Origin of the sequence: Kitasatospora sp. NPDC127067, assembly GCF_042724755.1 — a bacterium.
Classification (GTDB): domain Bacteria; phylum Actinomycetota; class Actinomycetes; order Streptomycetales; family Streptomycetaceae; genus Kitasatospora; species Kitasatospora lactacystinica.
On sequence record NZ_JBHXEM010000022.1, the window covers coordinates 42508 to 65204 of the forward strand.

The 22697-nt window shown below is 74.2% G+C and carries 23 protein-coding genes; 7 read left to right on the forward strand and 16 right to left on the reverse strand.

From position 1 onward, the window contains the following. The first annotated feature begins 75 nt into the window (after positions 1–75). Positions 76–2439 (forward strand): glycoside hydrolase family 65 protein, encoded by a 2364-nt coding sequence (locus ACFWJ4_RS12515; protein WP_380542538.1) that lies wholly within the window; start codon positions 76–78, stop codon positions 2437–2439. A gap of 12 nt (positions 2440–2451) precedes the next feature. On the opposite strand, the gene ACFWJ4_RS12520 is transcribed toward ACFWJ4_RS12515, so the two are convergent. Continuing rightward, positions 2452–3069, reverse strand: a complete 618-nt coding sequence (locus ACFWJ4_RS12520; protein WP_380542541.1) for a hypothetical protein — start codon at positions 3067–3069, stop codon at positions 2452–2454. Between the two features lie 359 nt (positions 3070–3428). Between ACFWJ4_RS12520 and ACFWJ4_RS12525 the strand changes: the two genes are divergently transcribed. The 6 genes from ACFWJ4_RS12525 (at position 3429) to ACFWJ4_RS12550 (ending at position 7650) form a co-directional block, all read left to right on the forward strand. Then, positions 3429–3671 (forward strand): DUF1918 domain-containing protein, encoded by a 243-nt coding sequence (locus ACFWJ4_RS12525; protein ID WP_380542544.1) that lies wholly within the window; start codon positions 3429–3431, stop codon positions 3669–3671. Positions 3672–3683: 12 nt separating this feature from the next. Further along, on the forward strand, positions 3684–4094 hold the full coding sequence (locus ACFWJ4_RS12530) for a cation transporting ATPase C-terminal domain-containing protein (protein ID WP_380542547.1): 411 nt from the start codon (positions 3684–3686) through the stop codon (positions 4092–4094). Between the two features lie 465 nt (positions 4095–4559). Next, on the forward strand, positions 4560–5438 hold the full coding sequence (locus ACFWJ4_RS12535) for a universal stress protein (protein WP_380542550.1): 879 nt from the start codon (positions 4560–4562) through the stop codon (positions 5436–5438). A 121-nt stretch (positions 5439–5559) separates the two neighbouring features. Further along, positions 5560–6093: a flavodoxin family protein gene (locus ACFWJ4_RS12540; protein WP_380542553.1), complete on the forward strand. Its 534-nt coding sequence runs from the start codon at positions 5560–5562 to the stop codon at positions 6091–6093. A gap of 43 nt (positions 6094–6136) precedes the next feature. Continuing rightward, positions 6137–6856 carry a putative PEP-binding protein gene (locus tag ACFWJ4_RS12545; RefSeq protein WP_380542555.1) on the forward strand — a complete coding sequence of 240 codons (720 nt, stop codon included), beginning with the start codon at positions 6137–6139 and terminating at the stop codon, positions 6854–6856. Then, complete coding sequence (locus ACFWJ4_RS12550; RefSeq protein WP_380542558.1) at positions 6826–7650, forward strand: hypothetical protein; 825 nt, start codon at positions 6826–6828, stop codon at positions 7648–7650. The genes ACFWJ4_RS12545 and ACFWJ4_RS12550 overlap by 31 nt, the downstream gene beginning before the upstream one ends. A 70-nt stretch (positions 7651–7720) precedes the next feature. On the opposite strand, the gene hypE is transcribed toward ACFWJ4_RS12550, so the two are convergent. The 15 genes from hypE to ACFWJ4_RS12625 form a co-directional block, all read right to left on the reverse strand. Further along, positions 7721–8740 (reverse strand): hydrogenase expression/formation protein HypE, encoded by a 1020-nt coding sequence (gene hypE / locus ACFWJ4_RS12555; RefSeq protein WP_380542659.1) that lies wholly within the window; start codon positions 8738–8740, stop codon positions 7721–7723. Between the two features lie 97 nt (positions 8741–8837). Beyond that, positions 8838–10001, reverse strand: a complete 1164-nt coding sequence (gene hypD / locus ACFWJ4_RS12560) for a hydrogenase formation protein HypD (protein WP_380542561.1) — start codon at positions 9999–10001, stop codon at positions 8838–8840. Further along, positions 9998–10312 carry a HypC/HybG/HupF family hydrogenase formation chaperone gene (locus tag ACFWJ4_RS12565; RefSeq protein ID WP_380542564.1) on the reverse strand — a complete coding sequence of 105 codons (315 nt, stop codon included), beginning with the start codon at positions 10310–10312 and terminating at the stop codon, positions 9998–10000. Before ACFWJ4_RS12565 ends, hypD begins: the two co-directional genes overlap by 4 nt. A 6-nt stretch (positions 10313–10318) precedes the next feature. Next, complete coding sequence (gene hypF, locus ACFWJ4_RS12570) at positions 10319–12685, reverse strand: carbamoyltransferase HypF (protein ID WP_380542566.1); 2367 nt, start codon at positions 12683–12685, stop codon at positions 10319–10321. Further along, positions 12682–13476, reverse strand: coding sequence for a hydrogenase nickel incorporation protein HypB (hypB, locus tag ACFWJ4_RS12575; protein WP_380542569.1), 795 nt, complete (start codon positions 13474–13476; stop codon positions 12682–12684). Before hypB ends, hypF begins: the two co-directional genes overlap by 4 nt. Positions 13477–13481: 5 nt before the next feature. Continuing rightward, positions 13482–13883: a hydrogenase maturation nickel metallochaperone HypA gene (locus ACFWJ4_RS12580; protein ID WP_380542572.1), complete on the reverse strand. Its 402-nt coding sequence runs from the start codon at positions 13881–13883 to the stop codon at positions 13482–13484. Between the two features lie 155 nt (positions 13884–14038). Then, positions 14039–14143 carry a DUF6893 family small protein gene (locus ACFWJ4_RS12585; RefSeq protein WP_380542575.1) on the reverse strand — a complete coding sequence of 35 codons (105 nt, stop codon included), beginning with the start codon at positions 14141–14143 and terminating at the stop codon, positions 14039–14041. Then, on the reverse strand, positions 14137–14649 hold the full coding sequence (locus tag ACFWJ4_RS12590) for a hydrogenase maturation protease (RefSeq protein ID WP_380542577.1): 513 nt from the start codon (positions 14647–14649) through the stop codon (positions 14137–14139). Before ACFWJ4_RS12590 ends, ACFWJ4_RS12585 begins: the two co-directional genes overlap by 7 nt. Next, on the reverse strand, positions 14646–16019 hold the full coding sequence (locus ACFWJ4_RS12595) for a hypothetical protein (protein WP_380542580.1): 1374 nt from the start codon (positions 16017–16019) through the stop codon (positions 14646–14648). The genes ACFWJ4_RS12590 and ACFWJ4_RS12595 overlap by 4 nt, the downstream gene beginning before the upstream one ends. Beyond that, positions 16016–16660: a DUF6084 family protein gene (locus tag ACFWJ4_RS12600; RefSeq protein WP_380542583.1), complete on the reverse strand. Its 645-nt coding sequence runs from the start codon at positions 16658–16660 to the stop codon at positions 16016–16018. The genes ACFWJ4_RS12595 and ACFWJ4_RS12600 overlap by 4 nt, the downstream gene beginning before the upstream one ends. Then, the gene (locus tag ACFWJ4_RS12605) at positions 16657–17304 is read right to left on the reverse strand and encodes a DUF5947 family protein (protein ID WP_380542586.1); all 648 of its coding nucleotides are present in this window, start codon (positions 17302–17304) and stop codon (positions 16657–16659) included. The genes ACFWJ4_RS12600 and ACFWJ4_RS12605 overlap by 4 nt, the downstream gene beginning before the upstream one ends. Continuing rightward, a complete protein-coding gene (locus tag ACFWJ4_RS12610; protein WP_380542589.1) occupies positions 17301–17768 on the reverse strand; it encodes a thioredoxin in 468 nt (155 codons plus the stop codon). Before ACFWJ4_RS12610 ends, ACFWJ4_RS12605 begins: the two co-directional genes overlap by 4 nt. Next, complete coding sequence (locus ACFWJ4_RS12615; protein ID WP_359908256.1) at positions 17765–19552, reverse strand: nickel-dependent hydrogenase large subunit; 1788 nt, start codon at positions 19550–19552, stop codon at positions 17765–17767. Before ACFWJ4_RS12615 ends, ACFWJ4_RS12610 begins: the two co-directional genes overlap by 4 nt. Positions 19553–19686: 134 nt before the next feature. Then, positions 19687–20760 (reverse strand): hydrogenase expression protein HypE, encoded by a 1074-nt coding sequence (locus ACFWJ4_RS12620; RefSeq protein ID WP_359908258.1) that lies wholly within the window; start codon positions 20758–20760, stop codon positions 19687–19689. A 132-nt stretch (positions 20761–20892) separates the two neighbouring features. Continuing rightward, a complete protein-coding gene (locus ACFWJ4_RS12625) occupies positions 20893–22581 on the reverse strand; it encodes an enoyl-CoA hydratase-related protein (protein ID WP_380542592.1) in 1689 nt (562 codons plus the stop codon). Between the last annotated feature and the right edge of the window lie 116 nt (positions 22582–22697).

Below are 22697 nucleotides of genomic sequence, written 5' to 3' on the forward strand. Positions count from 1 at the left end.
GTCCGCAGACTGGAGACAGACCGGTCGCACGGAGGTCACGTCGTGGCAGCAGACCCGCCCGCGGGGAATCCCGACATGCCGGACCCGTGGACCCTCCGCTACCAGGGCTTCGACCCGGCCGAGGAGGGCCTGCGGGAGGCGCTGTGCGCGGTCGGCAACGGCTACCTGGTCAGCCGCGGCGCCGCGCCGGAATCGGTCGCCGACGGGGTGCACTACCCGGGGACGTACCTGGCCGGCTGCTACGACCGTGCGGAGTCCACGGTCGGCGAGCACGTGGTGGCCAATGAGGACCTGATCAACTGCCCGAACTGGCTGCCGCTGACCTTCCGCCCGGCCGACGGCAGGTGGTTCACCGGCCCGCCCACCGAGCAGACCCTGGCACTGGACCTGCGCCGGGGACTGCTGACCCGCACCGCCCTGGTGGTCGATGAGCGGGGCCGGCGCACCACGCTCGTGCAACGCCGCCTCGCCAGCCAGGCCCGGCCGCACCTGCTCGTCCTGGAGAGCACCTTCACCCCGCAGAACTGGTCCGGCCCGTGGGAGGTCCGCTCCGGGCTGGACGGCCGCATCACCAACACCGGTGTCGCCCGCTACCGGGGCCTGGCCGAGCGCCACCTCGTCCCGGCCGGCCAGGGGGTGGACGAGGACGGTCTGCTCCGACTCGAAGCCGATGCGATCGACTCGCCCCTGCGAATGGCCCTCTGCGCCCGCATCCGCGCCGACCGGGAGCACACCGCGACGACCGAGCATCGCGAGGGCTGGGTGGCCCACCTCCTCGCTCTGGAGGGCTCGGCGGGCCGGCCCGTCACCGTGACGAAGACCGTCGCCGTGCACACCTCCCACGACCGGGCGATCGAGACCCCGCTGCTCGCCTCCCGCCTGCTCGCCGCCGAGGCCGGCGACTTCGACCAGCTGCTCGTCGAACACACCGTGCGCTGGGCGGAGTTGTGGCGTCGCTGCCGGATCGAGGCCGACTTCGACGGGGCCGGCCCGCTGCACCTGAACCTGTTCCACCTGCTCCAGACCTACTCCGAGCACTCCGTCGACCTGGACGTCGGCGTCCCCGCCCGCGGACTGCACGGGGAGGCGTACCGGGGGCACGTCTTCTGGGACGAGCTGTTCGTGCTGCGGCTGCTCAACCTCCGCTTCCCGGAGCTCGCCCGGGCCGTGCTCCGCTACCGCCACCGCCGCCTCGACGCCGCCCGCCGGCAGGCCAGGAAGCTCGGGCTGCGCGGCGCGGTCTACCCGTGGCAGAGCGCCAGGGACGGCCGCGAGGAGTCCCAGCAGCTGCACCTCAACCCGCTGTCCGGACGCTGGCTGCCCGACCACAGCCACCTCCAGCGGCATGTCGGCTCGGCCGTCGCCTACAACATCTGGCAGTACTACCAGTCCACCGGGGACCGGGACTTCCTCGCCACCGCCGGTGCCGAGATGCTGCTGGAGATCGCCCGGTTCTGGTCCTCCGTCGCCGTGCACGACCCGGCCCGCGGCCACTGGTCCGTCCGCGGGGTGCTCGGCCCCGACGAGTACCACGACGGCTACCCCTGGAAGACCCGGCCGGGCCTGGACGACAACGCGTACACCAACGTGCTGGCCTCCTGGGTGCTGGCCCGTGCCCAGGACGCCCTGGACGTCCTGCCCGGGTACCGCCGCGACGAGCTGCGCGAGCGCCTGGAGCTCGACGCAGGAGAGCTGGAGCGCTGGCAGGAGGTCGGACGCCACCTGCACGTCCCGTTCCACGACGGCGTCCTGAGCCAGTTCGACGGCTACGAGCGCCTCGCCGAACTCGACTGGCCGGAGTACCGGCGCCGCTACCCGGACCTGCGCCGGCTCGACCGGATCCTGGAGGCCGAGTGCGACACCGTCAACCGCTACAAGGCCTCCAAGCAGGCCGACGCACTGATGCTCTGGTACCTTTTCTCCGCCCGCGAGGTCCGCGACCTGCTACGACGTCTCGGCCACCCGGCGCACCACGAGCTGCTCCGCCGGACCACCGACTACTACCTGAGGCGCACCGTCCACGGCTCGACGCTCAGCTCGGTGGTGCACGCCTGGGTGCTCACCCGCTGCGACCGCCGCGCCTCCTGGCACCACTTCCGCGACGCCCTGGTGGCCGACCTGCGGGACAACCAGCACGGCACCACGGCCGAGGGCGTCCACCTGGGCGCCATGGCGGGCGCGGTGGACCTGCTGCAACGCTGCTACACCGGCCTGGAGGTCCGCGAGGACGCCCTCTGGCTGGACCCGCACCTGCCCTCCGCCCTCGGCCGCCTGGAACTGGACCTGCGCTACCGCGGCCACTGGGGCCTCACCCTCGCCGTCGACCGCCGCACCGTCACGGTGAGCCTGCGCCAGGACCGCCAGGAGCCGGTCCGCATCCGGCTGCGCGGCACCGAGACGACGGTCCTGCCCGGCGAGACCCAGCATTTCCGGCTGTGAGCGGCCCGGGCCTCACCGGCGCCCGGACCAGCGCGGTTCCACCTGATCCCAGCCGGACTCCCAGCCGCGCTCGGCCCGGCGGTCCAGTCGGCGGCGGCACACCACGAACCCGCCCTCCACGCCGAGCCCGAGCACGGAGACCGCGCCGAAGCCGACCAGGACGGCATTCGAGATGATCAGTCCGTTCGACTTGGGTGCGCCGATCGGCTGTCCGGCGTCGTTCAGCCCGACCGGGACAGCCGTCCCGGTGGCCGTGCCGTCCGGCACGGGGACGTAGCCGGCCCCGGGCCCCACCGGGTAGGTCCACCATGCCGGGGCGTGCTCGCCCGCGCTGATCGCTCGGGGGTCGTCCGGCCGCGCCGGCCCCGTGGTGACGGCGGTGACGACGTGCCGACGGTGGGCGACCCACTGCGCGTCGTACGTCCCCGCGCGGTACACGAGCACGGCCGCGACCGCCGCCAGGGCGAAGGAGACGAGCACCATCAGCACCGCCCCGGCCACCACGCGGCTGTATGCGCGGTCGAGCGGGCGGCAGAGCGGATTGCTGTCCCGGCCGACGGCCCGGCGGACGTGCCCGCGCAGAGACGTGTGCGAGGCCGGATGCCTGTGCGTGGTGGCTGCGACGGACATGACGCGCCTCCTCGGTGCCGGGCGGCAGCTGCTGTCACGGTTCAGTCTTCCGGGACCGTGCCCTTCCCAGGAGGGCCTGACGGCCCCGTTCAACGGGTCCCGACGACCTCCTCCTGGGCCATCCGTGCCCGCAGTGCTGAGGGCCCAGGTCGACCGGCTCGATCCGGTCGGCGGCACGGACCGCCTCGTCCGGGATCCCCGCGTCCAGCAGCTCCCGACGGATACCTGCGGGTACCGGGGCGAACGGCCGCGCGACCAGGACCGGCCGGCCCCTGCCGGAGCCCGCGTTCGGTGGTGCCATGGAAGTACGGACGGCCGGGCCGTGTCCCCGGCCCCCGCACCGAGCCAGGGAGGCCGGCATGAGAGCCGCCGTGGGAGACCGCATCATCGTCCAGGGCACCCGGCCGGGCGCGGCCCGCCGGGACGGCGAGATCGTCGGGCTGCACCACCCGGACGGCAGCCCGCCGTACGACGTCCGCTGGTCCGACGAGGACCGGGTCACCGAGTACTTCCCCGGGCCGGACGCCCGGATCCACCACTTCGACCACGAGCCGTCGCCCACTCGAACCGTCCCGCCGCAACCGCACCTGTTCGCCGACTGACGGGCCTCCGCCGTGACCGTCTCCGCCGACCCGCGGGCCCGCGGACTGACCGGTGCCGAGGCCGCACGACTGCTCGCCGACCACGGCCGCACCGAGGTCGCCCGCCAGGCCGCCGACCTGGTCCTCGCCGACGACGAATTCACCACCGTGGTCGGCGCGGTGGAGGAGGGCCACCGGGTCTACGACAACATCCGCCGCTTCCTGGTCTTCGGCCTGTCCGGCGGCGCCGCCGAGATCCTGGTGATGCCGGCCGACCCGCTGTTCGTCCTGGCCCTGCCCCTGCGCGCGGGCCAGATCCTCTGGATCAACCTGCTCACCCACGGCCTCACGGGCGTGGCCATGGGCGCGGAACCCGCCTCGGCCGACGCGATGACCCAGCCCCCGCGCCCACCGGACCAGCACATCCTCGGCTCCGGCGTCTGACAGCGGGTCCTGCTGCTCGCCGCGGTGGTGCAGCCGCCGCCCTCGGCGCGGCGCTCTGGGCCCGCGAGGAGGACCGGCCCTGGCAGACCGTCCTGTTCCTCGCCCTGCTGGCCGGCCAGCAGGGCACCGTCCTGGGCCTGCGCGAACGACTGCTGACCCGCGCGAACCCGTTCCTCCCGCCGGCCGTCCTCGCCTCCGCCGCGCTCGCGGCCGCTGCCCTCTACCTCGCCCTCCTCCGCGACCTGCTCGACACCGTGCCGCTCGGCCGGTCCGACCCTGCCGCCCCGGAGTCCCGAAGTACTCCCCAGGTCACCGGACGGGGCCGTCCCGGGTGGGACGCCCGGGCTCCGACCGCTGGGCCGGTCGGCCCTCGCGGCGCAAGGCGGGGCTGCCTAGCGTGGGAACAGGGTCCACATCATCGACCTCACGGAAGTCACCGGGACCACCGGACCGAGGAGGACCACCATGACGTCCGCAAGCTCCGACGGCCCCGGCCGTCCCGTCGTCCTCGGCGTCGACGCCCACGACACCGGCTCGATGCCCGCCGCCTGGGCGGCCGACGAGGCCGCCCGCAGGGGCCGGCCACTGCGGTTGGTGCACGCCGTCCCGTCGCTGTACCGCGAGTTCCGGCCCTTCGACGAGGGCCGCTACCACAAGGCCCTTCGCGAGCGGGCCGACCGGGCACTCGACCGGGCCGCCACCCTGGCCCGGGAGCGCCACCCCGAACTGGACGTGACCATCGTGGTGGCCGAGGACGTCCCGGCGCCCGCACTGTGCCGGGAGTCCCGCAAAGCCGCGCTCGTCGTCCTCGGCTCCCGCCGGCTGAGCCGGGTCGAGGAGGCACTGAGCGCCTACTCGGTGGCCGTCCCGGTCAGCGCCCAGGCCCACTGCCCGGTGGTCGTGGTCCGCGACCCCGAGCACACCACCCAGGACCCGCCGTACGTCGTGCTCGGCGTGGACGGCAGCCCGTCCTCGGAGCCCGCCGTCGACTTCGCCTTCGCGTACGCGGACGAGCGCCGGGCCGCGCTGCGCGTCCTGTGGGTCTGGCAGCGCCCGCCGGTGGGCAACCTGGACGAACCCGCCGCCGAGCGGCTGCTGCGCCGGATGCTCTTCGAGTCCACCGCGGGTCACCACGAACACCACCCGGACGTGACCGTGACCCACGAACTCGTGCACGGCCACCCGGTCGAGGAGCTCGCCCTGGCCTCCGAACACGCCCTCGCGGTGGTCGTCGGCCGCCGCGGCAACGGCGGCTTCACCGGCATGCGCCTCGGCTCCGTACCCCACGGCCTGCTCCGCCGAGCCCACTGTCCTGTCGTGACGGTGCCATCCGCCCTGCCCTGAACCGGGAACCGACGCCCGCTCCCGTGCGGACATGCCCGCCCGGCGGTCCGATCCGGGCCGAACGGCCCAGGTCCTGACCGCCCGCGCGGCGCGAGCCTGGACGTGACGAAAGGTGGAGACCATGCACACCGTGATCGTGTACGAGAGCATGTACGGCAACACCCGGGAGGTCGCCGAGGCCATCGCCGAAGGTGTCCGCCGGACCGACCCCGGGGCGGCCGTCGACTGCCTCCCGGTGTCCGAGGCGAACGCGGACACCGCCCGGTCCGCGGACCTGCTGGTGGTCGGCGGACCGACGCACATGCACGGCATGTCCTCCGGGATCAGCCGCCGGATGGCCGCCGCGGCCGAGGGGCACAAGGAGGGTCGCGTGGAGGCCGCCGCCGAAGCGCGGGAGACCGCCGAGGGCCCGGGCCTACGAGCCTGGTTCCACGACCTTCCGACCACCGGGTCCGGCACCTGTGCCGCCGCGTTCGACACCCGGGTCGACATGCCCAGGGCCGGCGGCGCGGCCAACGGCATCGCCCACCGGCTCTCCCACCACCACTACGACGTGGTCGCCGAACCCGAGGGCTTCATCGTGGAGGGCAACGACGGACCGCTGCGCGCCGGCGAACTCGACCGCGCCCGCGCATGGGGTGCGGGGCTGGTCTGATCCCGACCGAGCCGTCAGGCGACGGGGCGGGCGCCACGGCTCGATGCTCGCCCCTAAGTACCCGACCGCCGTCACCGCCGGGAACGTCGAGACCTCCGCGCTGACCGGCGAGTCCGTGCCGGTGTTCCGGTCGGCGGAGTCCACGGACGGCTCAGGACCGCTGCTGAGCGCCCATGACCTGCTGTTCTCCGGCGCCTCGTGCACCGGCGGGACCGCGGTGGCGGTCGTGACGGCGACGGGCATGCGCACCGAACTCGGGCGGATCGCCGCGCTCAGCCGGCGGACCCGGCGGGAGGAGAGCCCGCTGGAGCAGCAGGTCAAACGTGTCGCCCGGCTGATCGGCGGCACACCCTTCGAGCCCACCGAGGCCAACCCGATGACCGGCTGGCGCGGTGCGAGCCGCTACTACGACCCCGGCTACCGCGAGGGCTTCGCCCTGGAGTGCCGGGCGCTACGCCGGGCCCGGGACGAACTCGGCCTGACCAACGTCGTGGTGATGATCCCGTTCTGCCGTACCCCGCAGGAGGCCGACCGAGTGCTGGCCGTCATGGCCGACAACGGCGTCCGGGAGGAGCTCACGACGCGAGCGGTGGAGGAGCGGCTGGACGCCTACGTGACGGCCCTGATGGGCGCGCGGGGCCCGGCCCGGGCGGGCCCCGCGCTCATCGTGCACCGCCCAGCCGGGGCGGGCCCGGTAGATTCACTCCCCCACCACCGACCGAGGGAGCCCCCGTGCCCGACCGGCCCAGCCTGCTGTACGTGACCGACCTGGCCTACCCGGCCCGCGGGCGGCGGTACGGCGACGAGGACGTCTTCCTCACCTCCCGGCTGCGGGAGTGGTTCGACCTGGCCCTGTGCCATCCGCTGGACGCCCGGGCCCTGATGGGGCGCTTCGACGCGGTCGTGGTGCGCAACAGCGGTCCGGTGCTGCACTACCGGGAGGAGTACGCCCGGTTCCGCGACCGTGCCCTGGCCGACGGCGTGCGGGTCTACAACCCGCTGACCGGGCGGGGAGACATGGCCGGGAAGGGGTACCTGCTGGACCTGACCGAGGCGGGCCGCCCCGTCATCCCCACGGTCGACCGGCCGCAGGACCTCGACCGGCTGCCCGCCGCCGACCGCTACGCGGTCAAGCCCAGGGAGGGCGCGGACAGCATAGGCCTGCGCTTCCTCACCCGCGACGAGCTGGACGGGCTCGACGCGTGGGGCGAGGTGCTGGTCCAGCCGCGGATCGACTTCCGCTACGAGGTCTCGTTCTACTTCGTGGACGACGCCTTCCAGTACGCCCTCCACGCGCCGGATCCGGCCCGGCGCTGGGTGCTGGAGCCGTACGAGCCGAACGCGGCCGACCTCGCGTTCGCGCGGAGCTTCGTCGACTGGAACACGCTCGCCCACGGGATCCAGCGGGTGGACGCCTGCCGCGCGCCGGACGGGAGCCTGCTCCTGGTCGAGCTGGAGGACCTCAACCCGTACCTGTCCCTCGACCTGGTCGCCGAGGAGGTCCGGGAGGGCTTCGTCGAGGCCCTGGCGGGTTCACTGCACCGCTTCCTGGGCTGACCGGCCGGGGCGGAACGACGGACCGCCGCCCCGGGAGGCGTCTCCCGGGGCGGCAGCAGCGGGCGCGCCGTCAGCAGATCCGCGGCAGCTGCTCGCCCATCGGCAGGTCGACCACCCGGGTGCCGCCGAAGCCGGTGCGGGCCACGACCATCCCCGGGTGCTCCTCGACGCACTCGCCGATCACCACCGCCTCCGCGCCGAGCGGGTGGGCGCGCATGGCGGCGAGCACGGCGTCCGCCGGGCCGCGCGGGACGAAGGCGACGAGCCGGCCCTCGTTGGCGATGTACATCGGGTCCAGGCCCAGCACCGCGCAGGCGTTGGCCACCGGCTCCGGGACGGGGACGGCGGCCTCGCTGAGCACGACGCCCACCCCGGCGGCGGTCGCGATCTCGTTGAGCGCCGCCGCCAGGCCGCCCCGGGTGGGGTCGCGCAGCACGTGCAGGTCGGCGGTGGCCGCGAGCATGGCCTCGACCAGGCCGCCGAGCGCCGCGCTGTCGCTGCGCACGTCGACGCCGAACTCCAGTCCCTCCCGGACGCTCATGATCGCCACGCCGTGCAGCCCGATCGGCCCGCTGACGATCACCACGTCGCCGGGCCGGGCGCGCTGCGGGCGGATGTCGACCCCGGCCGGGACGATCCCGATGCCCGCGGTGTTCAGGTAGACGCCGTCCCCGTGCCCGGCCTCGACCACCTTGGTGTCCCCGGTGGCGATCTCGACCCCGGCGGTGCGGGCGGCGGCGCCGATCGCCCTGGCGACCCGGTCCACCACGGCCATCTCCACCCCCTCCTCCAGGATGAAGCCGCAGGACAGGTAGGCGGCCCGGGCCCCGCTCATGGCGAGGTCGTTGACCGTGCCGTTGACGGCGAGGTCGCCGATGCAGCCGCCGGGGAAGAACAGCGGCCGCACCACGTAGGAGTCGGTGGAGAAGGCGAGCCGGGCCCCGCCGAGCTCCAGCACGGCGGAGTCGCCGAGCCCGGCGAGCACCGGGCCGCCGAAGGCCGGCGCGAAGAGGTTCTGCACCAGTTCCGCGGACAGCGCCCCGCCGCCGCCGTGGCCCATCACCACCCGGGGGTGGTCGCGCAGCGGCAGCGGGCAGCTCCAGCCGGAGAAGTCGGGCCGCCCGGCATCCGGTTCGACGGACGGTTCGGCGGACGGTCCGGCGAGCGCTTCGGTGAGCAGTTCGGTGTCAGCCAACGCGGCTCGCCTCCTGGGTCTCCTGGGTCTCCTGAAGGTCCTGGACCCGGACGGACGTCGTACCCGGCACGCCGAGCCGCCGGTACAGGTAGTACGCCGCGCACGCCCCCTCACTGGACACCATCGTGGCGCCGAGCGGCGTGCGCGGTGTGCAGACGGTGCCGAAGGCCTCGCACTGGTGGGGCTTCAGCAGGCCCTGCAGCACCTCGCCGCTGCGGCACTCGGCGGGTTCGCGGGTGGTGATCCCCGAGACGTCGAAGCGGTGCTCGGCGTCGTGGTCCCGGTAGCGGGGCGAGAGCCGCCAGCCGCTGCGCGGGATCACCCCGATGCCCCGCCAGGCGCGGTCGGCCACCTCGAAGACGTCCTCCAGCATGGCGCGGGCCGCCGGGTTGCCCTCGGGGCGGACGGCCCGCGGGTAGGCGTTGTCGACGGTGTGCTCCCCGCGCTCCAGCTGCCGTACGGTGCGCCGGATGCCTTCCAGGATGTCCAGGGGTTCGAAGCCGGTGACGACGATCGGCACCCGGTGGCGCTCCGCGAGCGCCGGGTACTCGGCGGTGCCCATCACGCTGCAGACGTGCCCGGCGGCGAGGAAGCCCTGGACCCGGCAGTCCGGCGAGTCCATGATCGCCTCGATCGCGGGGGGCACCCGGACGTGGGAGACCAGCATGCTGAAGTTGCGCAGCCCCTGCTTCCTGGCCAGGTGGACGGCCATGGCGTTCGGCGGGGCGGTGGTCTCGAAGCCGATGCCGAAGAAGACCACCTCCTTGTCCGGGTTCTCCCGGGCGATCCGCAGGGCGTCGAGCGGCGAGTACACGACCCGGACGTCGCCGCCCTCACCGCGCACCCGGAACAGGTCCCGGTCGGTGCCGGGCACCCGCAGCATGTCCCCGAAGGAGCAGAAGACCACCCCCGGCCGGGCGGCGATCGCCAGTGCCCGGTCGATCATCTCCAACGGGGTGACGCACACCGGGCAGCCCGGCCCGTGGATCAATTCGACCTCGTCCGGCAGGAGTTGGTCGATGGCGTGCCGGATGATGCTGTGCGTCTGGCCGCCGCAGACCTCCATCAGCGCCCACGGCCGGGTGACCGTCGCCCTGATGTCGGCGAGCAGCCCGGCCGCCAGCTCGGGGTTGCGGAACTCCTCCAGGTACTTCACCGTCCGGCCTCCTCGGTCCCGTCCGCCGCTCCGGCCGCACCCGCCGCCGCCCCGGCGGCCTCCCACGGGTCGCCGAACTCCTCCTGCAACAGCCCGAGTTCCTCGAAGAGGGCGAGGGTACGCCGGGCCGACTCCTCGTCCAGGCGCTGCAGCGCGAAGCCCACGTGGACGATCGCGTACTCCCCCACCGCCAGGTCGGGCAGGTACTCCAGGCAGACGTCCTTGATCACGCCGCCGAAGTCCATCACCGCCATCCTGGTCCCGTCCCGCTCCCCGATCTCCGTCACCCTGCCGGGCACCGCCAGGCACATCCGCGCTCACTCCTCCCGGGTGGCCGCCGACCGGGCGGCCACCATCAGCTGGCCCAGCGCCAGCCCTCCGTCGTTGGGCGGCACCCGGCGGTGCCGCAGTACGGTGAAGCCGTCCTCCCCGAGCCCGCTCGCGCAGGCGGAGGAGAGCAGCGCATTGGCGAAGACCCCGCCGCTGAGCGCCACGGTGGTGGTGCCGTGCCGTTCCCGGACGGCGGCGCAGATCCGCCGGACCAGCTCGGCCACCGCGCCGTGGAAGCGGGCGGCGACCAGCCCCGCGGGCGCACCCGCGGTGACGTCGGCCACCACCGCGGCCAGCACCGGCCCGGGGTCGGCGATCCAGCCGTCCGCCCGCGCCGACAGGCCGAACGCGTAGCCGCCCGCCCGCTGCGCCGCCCCGAACTCGCAGGCCGCCGCCTCCAGTTCGATCGCCGCCTGGGCCTCGTACCCGGCCCGCTGGCAGATCCCGGCGAGCGAGGAGACCGCGTCGAACAGCCGGCCCATGCTGGAGGTCGGCGCGCAGTTCAGCTCCCGCTCCAACTGGCGCTCCAGCAGCCGTAGTTCCTCGCCCCCGCAGGCCCGGACCGGCGGCAGCTGCGGCAGCCGGGGCAGCCCGGCCGCGCGCAGGTGGGCGAGCGCCGTCCGGTAGGGGCGCTCGACGGCCGCGTCCCCGCCGGGCAGCGGCACGTACCGGAGGTGGGCGAGGCGGCGGAACCCGTCGTAGTCCGCCAGCAGCACCTCACCGCCCCAGATCGCGCCGTCCTCGCCGTAGCCGGTGCCGTCGAAGGCCACCCCGAGCACCGGCCGGCCGCCGTCCAGGCCGTGTTCGGCCATCACCGCGGCGATGTGGGCGTGGTGGTGCTGGACCCGGTGCACCGGCCGGCCGGCGGCGGTCCGCTCGGCGTGCCGCAGCGAGCGGTAGCCGGGGTGGCGGTCGGCGGCCAGCAGTTCGGGCCGTACGCCGCTGACCGTGCCGAGCTGCTCGACCGCCCGCTCGAAGGCCCGCAGGGTGGCCAGGTCGTCCATGTCGCCGATGTGGCCGGACAGCCAGGCGTAGCCGTCCCGGGCCAGCGCGAAGGTGTTCTTGAGGTCGCCGCCGACGGCCAGGACGGGGCGGACGGGCACCGGCAGCGGGATCGGGAGCGGCGCGTACCCGCGCGAACGGCGCAGCGGCAGCTGTTCGCCGTCCACCACCCGCACCACGGAGTCCTCGCAGGGGACGTGGATCGGCCGGTCGTGGGTGAGCCAGCCGTCGACCAGCGGGGCGAGCCGCTCCAGCGCCTCCCGGTCCTCGGTGACGATCGGCTCGCCGGAGAGGTTGGCGCTGGTCATCACCAGCAGGTCCGGCCCGGGGGCGGCGAGCAGCAGGTGGTGCAGCGGCGTGTACGGGAGCATCACCCCGAGGTCGGGGCTGCCCGGAGCCACCGCCTCGGGCACCGGCAGGCCCGTGCGGCGGAGCAGGACGATCGGCCTCACCGGCCCGGTGAGCAGTTCCCGCTCGACCGGGTCGACGGGCAGCAGGCGTTCGACGGTGGCGAGGTCGCGGGCCATCACGGCGAAGGGCTTGTCGCCGCGCCGCTTGCGCCGGCGCAGCAGGGCGACGGCCGCGGTGTCGCGCGCGTCGCAGGCGAGGTGGTAGCCGCCGATGCCCTTGACGGCGAGGATCGCGCCCTCGGCGAGCAGCCGTCGGGCCTCCGTGAGGGCCTGTTCCCCGGCGAGTCCGGGGCGTCCGGGGCGTCCGGGGCGTCCGGGGCGTCCGGGGCGTCCGGGGCGTCCGGGCACGGTCAGCGCGAGTGCGGGCCCGCAGGCGTGGCAGGCGACGGGCTGGGCGTGGAAGCGGCGGTCGGCGGGGTCGGTGTACTCCCGGGCGCAGTCCGGGCACATCGGGAAGCCGGCCATGGTGGTGTTGGCCCGGTCGTACGGGAGGCCGGTGACGATGGTGTGCCGGGGGCCGCAGTTGGTGCAGCTGATGAAGGGGTGCCGGTGGCGGCGGTCGGCCGGGTCGGTGAGTTCGGCCAGGCAGTCGGCGCAGACGGCGGTGTCGGGCGGGATCAGGGTGGTGCGGGGGCCGTCGGGGCTGGACGGGACGATGCGGAAGCCGGTGGCGCCGGTGATGGCGAGCGGCGCGTGTTCCACCGAGTGCACCTGGGCGAGCGGCGGCGCGTCGCCGGCCACGCGCCGGCAGAAGGCGTCCAGGGCGTCCGGGCTGCCCTCGACCTCGGCCAGGACGCCCTCGCCGGTGTTGGTGACGGTGCCGGCCAGGCCGAGTTCACCGGCCAGCGTGTGGACGAACGGGCGGAAGCCGACCCCCTGCACCAGGCCGCGGACGGCGACCCGCCGCCGCTCGCGGTCGAGCCCGGGGTGACCGGCCGTCACGCGCGCTCCCCCACGGCGGAGCGGCCGTGGTGGTGCCCGTGGTCGTGCCCGTGGCCGTGATCCTGCCCGTCCCCGTCGTCGTGCGCGTGCCCGTGGTCGTGCGGCGCCGCCGACATCACCGGCCGGTGCGGCTCGGCCCCCTCCAGCACGGCCAGCGCCCGGTCCAGCAGCGCCCCGACGCCCTCGCCCGTCCGGGCGGAGGTGTTCAGCACCGTCACCCCGGGGTTGACCCGCTGGACGTTGGCCAGGAACGCCGCCTCGTCGAACTCGGCCGCCGCGGCGAGGTCCGTCTTGGTCACCAGCACCAGGTTGGCCAGCCCGAAGGCCGTCGGGTACTTGAGCGGCTTGTCCTCGCCCTCGGTCACCGAGGCCAGCACCACCCTCAGCGTCTCGCCGAGGTCGTAGGAGGCCGGGCAGACCAGGTTGCCGACGTTCTCCACGAACAGCAGCCGGCACTCGGCCGGCAGCCAGCCGTCCAGGTGCCCGGCGAGCATCCGCGCTTCCAGGTGGCAGAGCCCGTCGGTGAGCACCTGCTTCACCGGGGCGCCCGAGCGGGCCAGCCGGCGGGCGTCGTTCTCGGTGGCGAGGTCGGCGGTCAGCGCGGCGACCTCCACCCCGCGCCGCCGGGCCAGCCCCAGCTCGGCCTCCAGCAGCGCGGTCTTTCCGCTGCCGGGGCTGGACAGCAGGTTCACCGCGACCGTCCCCCGCGCCTCCAGCGCCTCCCGCAGCCGGCGGGCGCTGTCGTCGTTGCGGGCGAGGACCGCCTGACGGAGGTCGACCGTGCGGCACATCGGCATCAGCCTTTCTGTTCGGCCCGGACGTCCCGGACCTCGGCCCTGACGTCCCGGGCCTCGGCCCACTGGACGTCGAGGATCTGCAGTTCACGGCCGGACAGCAGCTCGACGCCGCCACCGCCGGAGCAGCTCGGGCAGCCGAGGTCCGGCGGCATGCCGACCGCCCACTCAACCGCGCAGGGGGTGCAGCGGGCTCGGGCCGCGACGGATTCGGTGTCCAGCACGGCGCCCGCCACCAGCGTTCCGGTGCAGGCGAGTTCGAAGCAGAAGTCGAGGGCCTCGGGCACCACGCCGGCCAGCTCCCCGACCCTCAGACGCACCCGCGCCACCCCGGGGGCCCCGTGTTCGCGCGCGGCCGTGTCCACCTGCTCGACGACGGCTTCGGCGATCGACATCTCGTGCATGGGTCCCTTCCCGGAGCGGGCGGCAACGCGCCCCATTACAGGGCGCGGTGGCGGCGTCGGCCCGCAGCCGCGCCGCCACCGCACGCGGGGCTGCGCCGTTCGCAGCAATCCGCTCCCCATCTCGGATCACATCCGGTCGCATCGGCTCACACGGCTCACATCCGGGAGATGTGCAGGTACCGCTTGATGTCCGGCAGGCTCTGCCAGACCAGTGCGCCGATGCCCGCCAGCAGGACGACGCAGAACAGTTTCCTCAGCATGGTGTTGCCTCCTTCTCCGGCTGCGCGGCCTCGTCCACGACCCGCAGGACCACTCGGACCGCCTCCTCCACGGCGGCGGCGACGGGCTCGCTCAGCCCGATGCCCTCCTCCAGCGACGCCGGCTCGCAGCCGACCACCAGCACCCGTTCCGGCGGCTCGCCGCCGGTGCCGGCGGCGAGCGTGGCCAGCAGCGCCAGTACGGCGTCCGGCCCCATCCGGTGCCCGTCCAGGACCGGCACCTCCAGGGGCTCTCCGGTGTCCGCCTCGATCAGGTAGACGGTGCCGGGCGCCCCGCCCCGGCAGGTGGCGTCCACCAGGACGGCGGTGCGGTGGCCGTCGAGCAGCCGGTAGGCGAGGTCCACGCCGCGCACGCCGACGTCGGCCAGCTCAACGCCGGCCGGCAGCGGGTGGGCGGACAGCCGCCGGACGGTCTCGACCCCGAAGCCGTCGTCGCCGAGGAAGATGTTGCCCACCCCGGCGACCAGCACCGTCGAGCCCGTCGTCACGATCCCTCCAGCGGTGTGACCTCGTCGGGCTGGAAGTAGCGGAACCGCCCCTGGGCCCGCCACAGGTCGGCGCCCGGATCGTCCTCCACGGTGACGGCCAGGTGCACCGAGCCGTCGAGGTCGTGCAGCACGGCCTCCACGACGCCGGTCCGCCCGTCCAGGAAGAGGTCCTGGGCGTCGGTGCGCCGCCGGCCGGGCCGCAGCAGGACCCGGCTGCCGGCGCCGACCTCGTGGCCGTCCACCAGCACCCGGTCCCGCTCGGGGTCGACCGCCGGGTCGTCGCCCGGGTCCCACCAGGGCTGTTCGCCGCCGTCGACGGCGCCGCCGCCGGTGACCTCGCGCAGCCCGCGGATGGCCCCGTGCAGCCGCTCCAGCACCTCGGGGGGCATGGACTCGGCCAGGTCGATCACCGCGCCGGCCCGCTCGTCGGTGCCGCGGGCCTCCCGCTTCTCCTCCTCGGTCAGGGCGGCCGTCCGCAGCGCCAGGATCTCGTCGATCTCGGTGGCGTCGTACAGCGTGCCGAGGCTCTCCGGGGCGATCCGCGGGTGGTCCTCCAGGATGATCGGCGAGGACAGCACCACCGAGCGGTCGCCGTCCGGCCCGGCCAGCACCGGCCAGGTGCGCTCGTTGCGGCACCGCTCGACGGCCGGGCGGGCCCACTCGGGCGGGTCGGTGACGGACAGGAAGCGTCCGTGCTCCAGCCCGAGCAGCAGGTGGGCGGAGACCAGCGAGTGCGGCAGGGCCTGGTCGCGGGTGGCCCCCCGCGGCGGCCTCCAGGGGGAGGTGTTCTCCACCTCCACGGTCAGCCGCTGCGCCCGGTACGGGCCGGGCAGTTCTTCGGCCCGCAGCCAGACCAGGCCGTCGACCTGTTCGCGCCGTCGCACCACCCGGCCGACGACGGCGCCGTCCTCGTGCACCAGACCGGTTTCGCCGACGCCCGGCAGCCGGAACGGCCGCTGCACCCCTTCGCCGTCCACCTCCTCGACCGGGACCAGGAGTTCGACCCTTTCCTCGACGCCCTCGTCCCACTCGACGAGGTCCCGGTCGGCCAGCTCCAGGCGCTCCACCGACTCGAAGCCGGCGGCGGTGGCCCGTTCGACGGTGCGCCGCTGGACCCGCAGGAAGCGCAGCTCGACCGCCAGCAGGTCCCCGCCGCGCGCCTCCATCAGGCACTCGGTGCGCTGGTGGGAGTGCTCGCCGCCGACCGCGGTGTACTCGGGCGGCACCAGGACGCCGAACTGCCAGCGCAGCCGGTTCTTGGCCGCCGAGGCGCGGTACGGGTAGAGCACGTAGCCCTCCAGCAGCACCGCGTCGGCGACCTGCCGGGCGGCCGCGAAGCCGCGCTCGATCCGCTCCGGGAAGCCGCTCACCGGACCGTCTCCCCGATCGCGGCCGCCGCGAGCAGCTCGCGCACCGTCGCCTCCCAGGAGGGCAGGGCCCGCCGGGAACGGTAGGCCAGCAGCTCGTCCATGACGTCCTCCGGCAGCCGCAGCCAGCCGCTGCCGGGGAAGTGCCGGTCGATCGCCTCCTGCCAGACCCGCACCGGCATCCGTACCCGGGCCTCCCGGTCCCAGGGCACCGGGCTGACCTGGAAGCCCCCGGGGCCGGAGAAGGCGGTGCCGGAGAAGAGCAGCAGCAGCGGCACCTCGCCGCCCTCCAGCGCCCGGAAGTAGCGGGCCGAGGCGACCTCCTGGTCGTAGGTGCAGGGCACCGAGAGGTCGATCTCCGTGCCGCCGGTGAAGCCGGGCACCAGCAGCGGCACGGTGGCGAACTGGACCGGGTTGAGCGTGGTGGCCCAGCGCTGCCGCTCGCCGAACAGGTCGGTCAGCCGCTCGCCCTCGGCGTCGCCGTACGGTCGGCGGCCCGGTTCGATCCGCAGCTGGCACTGGAGGGCGAGGGCGTGCACCCGGGTGTCGGCCGGGGCCGTGATGCGCAGCCGGAACACCAGGGTCGGCCCGGCCGCGTACGGGTCGGACCGCACGCCGGTGCAGGCGAAGGCGAGGGCCGTCACGCCGTCACCTCCGCGGGCAGCGGGCGGGCCCGGTCGGCCAGCCGCGCGAAGAACGCGTCGAGTTCGGCCCGTGCCTCGGCGCCGCCGTCGAAGCCGTGCCAGCACCGCCGCAACCGGCCGACCAGCTCGTAGCAGACGTCGATCGGCACCAGGAAGCACGTCACGCGTTCCTCGGTGCGGCGCAGCAGCAGCGCCTCCACGTCCGGTTCCAGGGCGTCGGCCAGCCGGCTGCCGCCGAGGGCGCGCTGCCAGGTCGCCTCGTCCAGCTCGCTCTCGGTGGCGCCGGCCGGGCCGGGGTAGAAGGCGAGCAGCTGGTCCATCACCGTGTTGCGGAACAGGAAGGCGGTGCCGACCGGGATGCCCAGCACCGACCAGGCCTGCTGGTCCAACTCGCGGGCCGGGTCGGCGAGGTAGCGGTCCGGCACGGTGCGGTAGCGGCCACCGGCCGCGCCCGGCTGCTGGAACAGCAGGCTGCAGGCGGTGCAGGCGCAGGCCAGGGCGCGCTCCTCGACGTCCACCAGGTGGCGGTGGCCGGCGGGCAGGTCCCGGCCGCAGAACGCGCACTGCTCGGGGCGCGGCGGTGCCGGTTCGCGCAGCCGGTGCAGCAGGGCGGTCCCGTCGCGGGAGATCCGGCGGGTGTTCATCGGGCCTCCGCGGGCTGCGGCGGCCGGGTGCCGATCTGGAGCAGTTGCGGGGCGCGCTCCAGTTCCACGGCGGTCACCTCGGGCGCGTGGCAGGCGAGGACGGCCTCCACCTCCTGTTCGCCGCAGCCGCAGCCGGTGGCCGTGCGGCGCAGCCGCAGGACGCCGGTGGCCGGGTCGAAGCCGGCCACCTCGACCCGCTCGGACAGGGCGGCCAGTGCCCGGTCGATCCGGGCGGGGAGGTCCTCGGGGTGCAGGTCGTGCAGGAGCAGCACCCCGGCGACGGCCGGGTCGTCCAGCATCCGGTCCAGTGCGGGCGGGGGCAGCGCCGGGACCATCCTGGCCAGGCCCTGGCCGTAGAACTCCATGAGTTCCCGGACCAGTTGCTCGCCCGCCTGCTCGGCGCCGCTGCCGGCCAGGGCGTCCAGGGCCTCGTGGATCCGCTGCCCGGTCCGCTCGGCCGTCATGCGGTGAGCCCGCTCAGGCCGGTGGGCACGTGCATGGTCTGCACGGTGCGCCCGCCGCCGACGTACATGTGCACGCCGCAGGGCAGACAGGGGTCGAAGCTGCGCACCGCGCGCATGATGTCGATGCCCTTGAAGGTGTCCGGGGGGTTCTCCTCGAAGATCGGGGTGTTCTGCACCGCGTCCTCGTACGGGCCGGGCGTGCCGTAGCTGTCCCGGACGCTGGCGTTCCACGGGGTGGGCGGGTACGGGTGGTAGTTGGCGATCTTGCCGTCGCGGATCACCATGTGGTGCGAGAGCACGCCGCGCACGGCCTCGGTGAAGCCGCAGCCGATCGACTCGTCCGGCACCTCGAAGCGCTCCCAGGTCTGGCTGCGCCCGGCGCGGACCTCGTCGAGCGCCTTCTCGGCGAAGTGCAGGGCGGCGGCGGCCGCGTACGCCTGGAAGTAGGTGCGGGCGCGGTTGCGCTCGATGGCGTTGCTCCACTGCGGGATCTTCCACTCGAAGGTGACCTCGGGCTTGGTCATCGAGCGGGGCAGGTTGATCTGCACGCTGTGGCCGGTGGCCTTGATGTAGCCGATGTCGACCAGCCCGGACAGGGCGGTGGACCACAGGCGGGCGATCGGGCCGCCGCCGGTGTCGAGGGCGAGGTGGTCCTTGCCGTCGAACCAGCGCGGGGACATCACCCAGCTGTACTTGTCGTCGAAGTTCCGCTTCTGCGGGGCGGGGATGGTGTGCTGGTTCCACGGGTGGCGGGGGTCGACGGGGTTGCCCAGCGGGTCGTGGGTGACGAACAGGTCCTTGCCCTGCCAGTCCTCGTAGTAGGAGCTGCCGAGCAGGATGCGGATGCCCAGGTTGATCTGCGTCAGGTCGTTGGTGACGAGCTTGCCGTCCACCACGACGCCGGGGGTGACGAACATCCGCCGGCCCCAGTCCGTCATGTTGCGGTAGGTGAAGTCGCAGTGGTCCGGGTCGTTGAGGCTGCCCCAGCAGCCGAGCAGGACCCGGCGCCGGCCGACCTCCTCGTAGCCGGGCAGGGCCTGGTAGAAGAAGTCGAAGAGGTCGTCGTGCAGCGGCACGACCTTCTTCATGAACTCGACGTAGCGCATCAGCCGGGTCAGGTAGTCGGTGAACAGCTGCACCGTGGCGACGGTGCCGACGCCGCCCGGGTAGAGCGTGGAGGGGTGCACGTGGCGGCCCTCCATCAGGCAGAACATCTCCCGGGTGTAGCGGCTGACCTGGAGCGCCTCCCGGTAGAACTCGCCCTCGATGGGGTTGAGCGAGCGCATGATGTCGGCGATCGTCCGGTAGCCGTGGTCGCCGGCGTGCGGGGCCTCGGTGCGCTCGGCCTGCTCCAGGACGCCGGGGTTGGTCTCGCGGACCATCTTCTCGCAGTAGTCGACCCCGACCAGGTTCTCCTGGAAGATGTTGTGGTCGAACATGTACTCGGCGGCCTCACCGAGGTTGATGATCCACTCGCCCAGGTGCGGGGGCTTCACCCCGTACGCCATGTTCTGCGTGTAGACGGAACAGGTGGCGTGGTTGTCGCCGCAGATCCCGCAGATCCGGCTGGTGATGAAGTGGGCGTCGCGCGGGTCCTTGCCGCGCATGAAGACGCTGTAGCCGCGGAAGACCGAGGAGGTGCTGTAGCACTCCGCGACCCGCTTCTGCTTGAAGTCGATCTTCGTGTGGATGCCCAGGCTGCCCACGATGCGGGTGATCGGGTCCCAGGACATCTCGGTCAGGCCGCTGCCGTCGCCGGCCGCCCTGGTGGTCGGTGTTGCCATCGTTGCTGTCGTGTCCTTGTCTCTGGGAGCGGGCCCCGGCGAGCGGGCGGGGGGTCGTCGAGCGGGCGGGGGGTCGTCGAGCGGGCGTGGGCCGTCGGCGGCCGCACACCGGGCGGTGTGCGGCCCTGCGGCGGTCACCAGGGCGGGCGGTAGCCCGTGGTCAGGTGGCGGCCGGAGTGACGCCACTTCGGTTCCTTGTCCAGGGTGTTCAGCGTGATCGCGCGCAGCCGGCGGATCAGCGCGCCGTACGCGCTGCTGGCGTTGGTGGAGACCCGTGAGCCGGGCGGCGGGTCCATGAAGGGCATGAACTTGTCCGGGAAGCCCGGCATGGTGCAGGCGATGCAGATGCCGCCCACGTTCGGGCAGCCGCCGATGCCGTTGGTCCAGCCGCGCTTGGCGACGTTGCACTTCACGACCGGGCCCCAGCAGCCGAGCCGCACCAGGCACTCGGGCGTGCCGTAGTCGGTGGCGAACTGCCCCTGCTCGTAGTAGCCGCCGCGGTCGCAGCCCTCGTGCACGGTGGCTCCGAACAGCCAGGCGGGCCGCAGCTTGTCGTCCAGCGGGATCATCGGCGCGGAGCCGGCCAGCTGGTACAGCAGGTAGGTGAGCGTCTCGGCGAAGTTGTCGGGCTGGATCGGGCAGCCCGGCACGCAGACGATGGGCAGTCCGGCCTTGGACTTCCAGTCCCAGCCGAGGTAGTCCGGCACGCCCATGGCGCCGGTCGGGTTGCCGGCCATCGCGTGGATGCCGCCGTACGTGGCGCAGGTGCCGATCGCCACCACGGCGGTCGCCTTCGGGGCGAGCCGGTCCAGCCACTCGCTGGTGGTGATGGGCTGACCGGTGGCGGGGTCGTCGCCGAAGCCGCACCAGTAGCCCTCCTTCTTGATCTTCTCGTTGGGGATGGACCCCTCGACGACCAGCACGAACGGCTCGATCTCGCCGCGGTCGGCCTTGAAGAACCACTCGACGAAGTTGTCCGCGCCCTGGACCGGGCCGCACTCGAAGTCGATCAGCGGCCAGTGCACCGCGACCTTGGGCAGGCCGGGCAGTGCGCCGGTGACGATCTCCTCGATGCTGGGCTGCATCGCGGCGGTCAGCGAGACGGAGTCGCCGTCGCAGCTGAGGCCCGCGTTGATCCAGAGAATGTGCACCACGTCGGTGTCGGTGGTTGCAGCTGTTGCAGTCGTTGCAGCTGTTGCAGCACCCATGAGGATGCCTCCTCGGGGATGGGAGCCTGAGGGAATGGCTCGAAGCCAGTCATAGCAACGGTCCGGGCCGGGCGCCGGTCCGCGCGGCGCGCGCCGGGGCCCGGGGAGGCAAGCCGGGCGGGGCCGTTCGGGTCACGGTCGCGCGGCGGGCCCCGTCGGCACCGGGCGCTTGTGGACGAACGCGGAACGCAGCGCGTGATACGGCGATTCGGGTGTGAAGAACTGCCGGTGCATGACCGCGAGCTCCTCCTCCCGGTAGGCGTCGAGCGGTTTCGTCCGCTCGTCGGCCTCGCGCGCGGCCTTCTTCGCCGCGATCCGCTGGTGGGCGGTGGGCGAGGCGGCGAGCAGCCCGGCCAGGTGGGCCGTGGACGGCCCGAACTCCTCCGGCCCGCAGGCGAGCACCCGGTCGACCAGGCCGATCCGCTCGGCGGTGGCCGCGGAGACGGGCAGCGCCTGGCGGGTCAGCCGCTCGGCCGCCGCCGCGCCGAGGCGGCGCGGGAGGCTGTACGTCCAGTACTCCGACCCGTACAGCCCCATCAGCCGGTAGTGCGGGTTGAGGACGGAGCCGCCGCGGCACCACACCTCGTCCGCCGCCAGCGCCAGCATCACCCCGCCGGCCGCCGCGTTGCCCCCGACGGCGGCGACCACCAGCCGGTCGGTGGTGGTGAGCACCGCGTCGACCAGTTCGTCCATCGCGGTGATGTTGTCCCAGGACTCGACGGCCGGGTCCGCCGCGGCCTCGATCACGTTGAGGTGGATGCCGTTGGAGAAGAAGTCCCGGCCGCCGCCGAGCACCAGCACCGAGGTCGGGCGGGCGACGGCGAAGCGGTAGGCCGCCAGCAGGCGCCGGCAGTGGCCGGTGGACATCGCGCCGCCCGGGAAGGAGAAGCGCAGGAAGCCCACCGGGCCGTCCTCCTGGTAGCGGAGGTCCGACCAGACGGGGCCGTCCTGCTCGCCCGGCATCAGGGGCGCCGCCAGCTCGGGCAGGGCGGGGAGCAGGCCGCCGAGCGCCGTCACGGCGGGGAGCTTGACGCCCGCGGGGCCGCCGGGGGTGCGGCGGCGCAGTTCGGGGATCCACACGGCGCCGTCCGTGGTGGCCCGGCACAGGGCCCCGGCCCGGGTGGCGAGCAGGTCGCCCGGGCAGCCGCGCAGCACCGGTTCGCGGTGCCCGCCGTGCAGGTACCAGGTGCCGCCGCACAGTTCGTCGAGCACCCCGGGCCGGGAGTCCGCGGCGCGGAGCCTGCGCAGCACCGTCTCGGTGCTGTCGGCCGCCCAGTCGATCCGGCGCTCCTCCTGGCGCAGGACGGGCCGGGTGCGCACGGTGCCGCTCCAGCCGGGGCCGGACTGCGGCTGCGGCGCGTACGTGCCCGAGGCGACGCGCTCCACGGCGAGCAGCGCGGCCGCCACCGCCGCGTCGGCGACCTCGTTGCGGTAGAGGTCGCTCTTGCCGTACTCCGGCAGCCGGCAGGGCGCCGAGGCCCAGACCGGCCCGGCGTCCATCTCCGCCTCGGCCTGGAGCACGGTGACGGCCCATTCGGTGCGGCCGTCCTGGATCGCCCGGTCGAGGGAGGAGGGGCCGCGGTCGCCGGGCGGGCCGGGGTGGACGATCAGGCATGTGAGCTGCGACCAGAGCTCCCGCGGGATCGCGGTGCGCAGCATCGGGGCGAGCACCAGGTCGGGCTTGAGCCGGCGCACCGCGTCGAGCAACTCCTCGTCTTCACCGGCCAGTTGGAGGTCCACGATGTGGCGCCGGTCGCGCAGTTCGGCGTGCAGCCGCTGGCTGAGGCTGTTGAACGCGCTGGCGAGGAGAAGAATCCGCATGTCCGCCTCCGACGGGGGGTGCTCCGGGAACCCGGTGATCATCGCTTCCGCCCTCGCGGGCCCCCGCCGCGTCCGGCATGTCGCGCCGCGCGTTCACCCGAGCGGCCGGAGCCGGG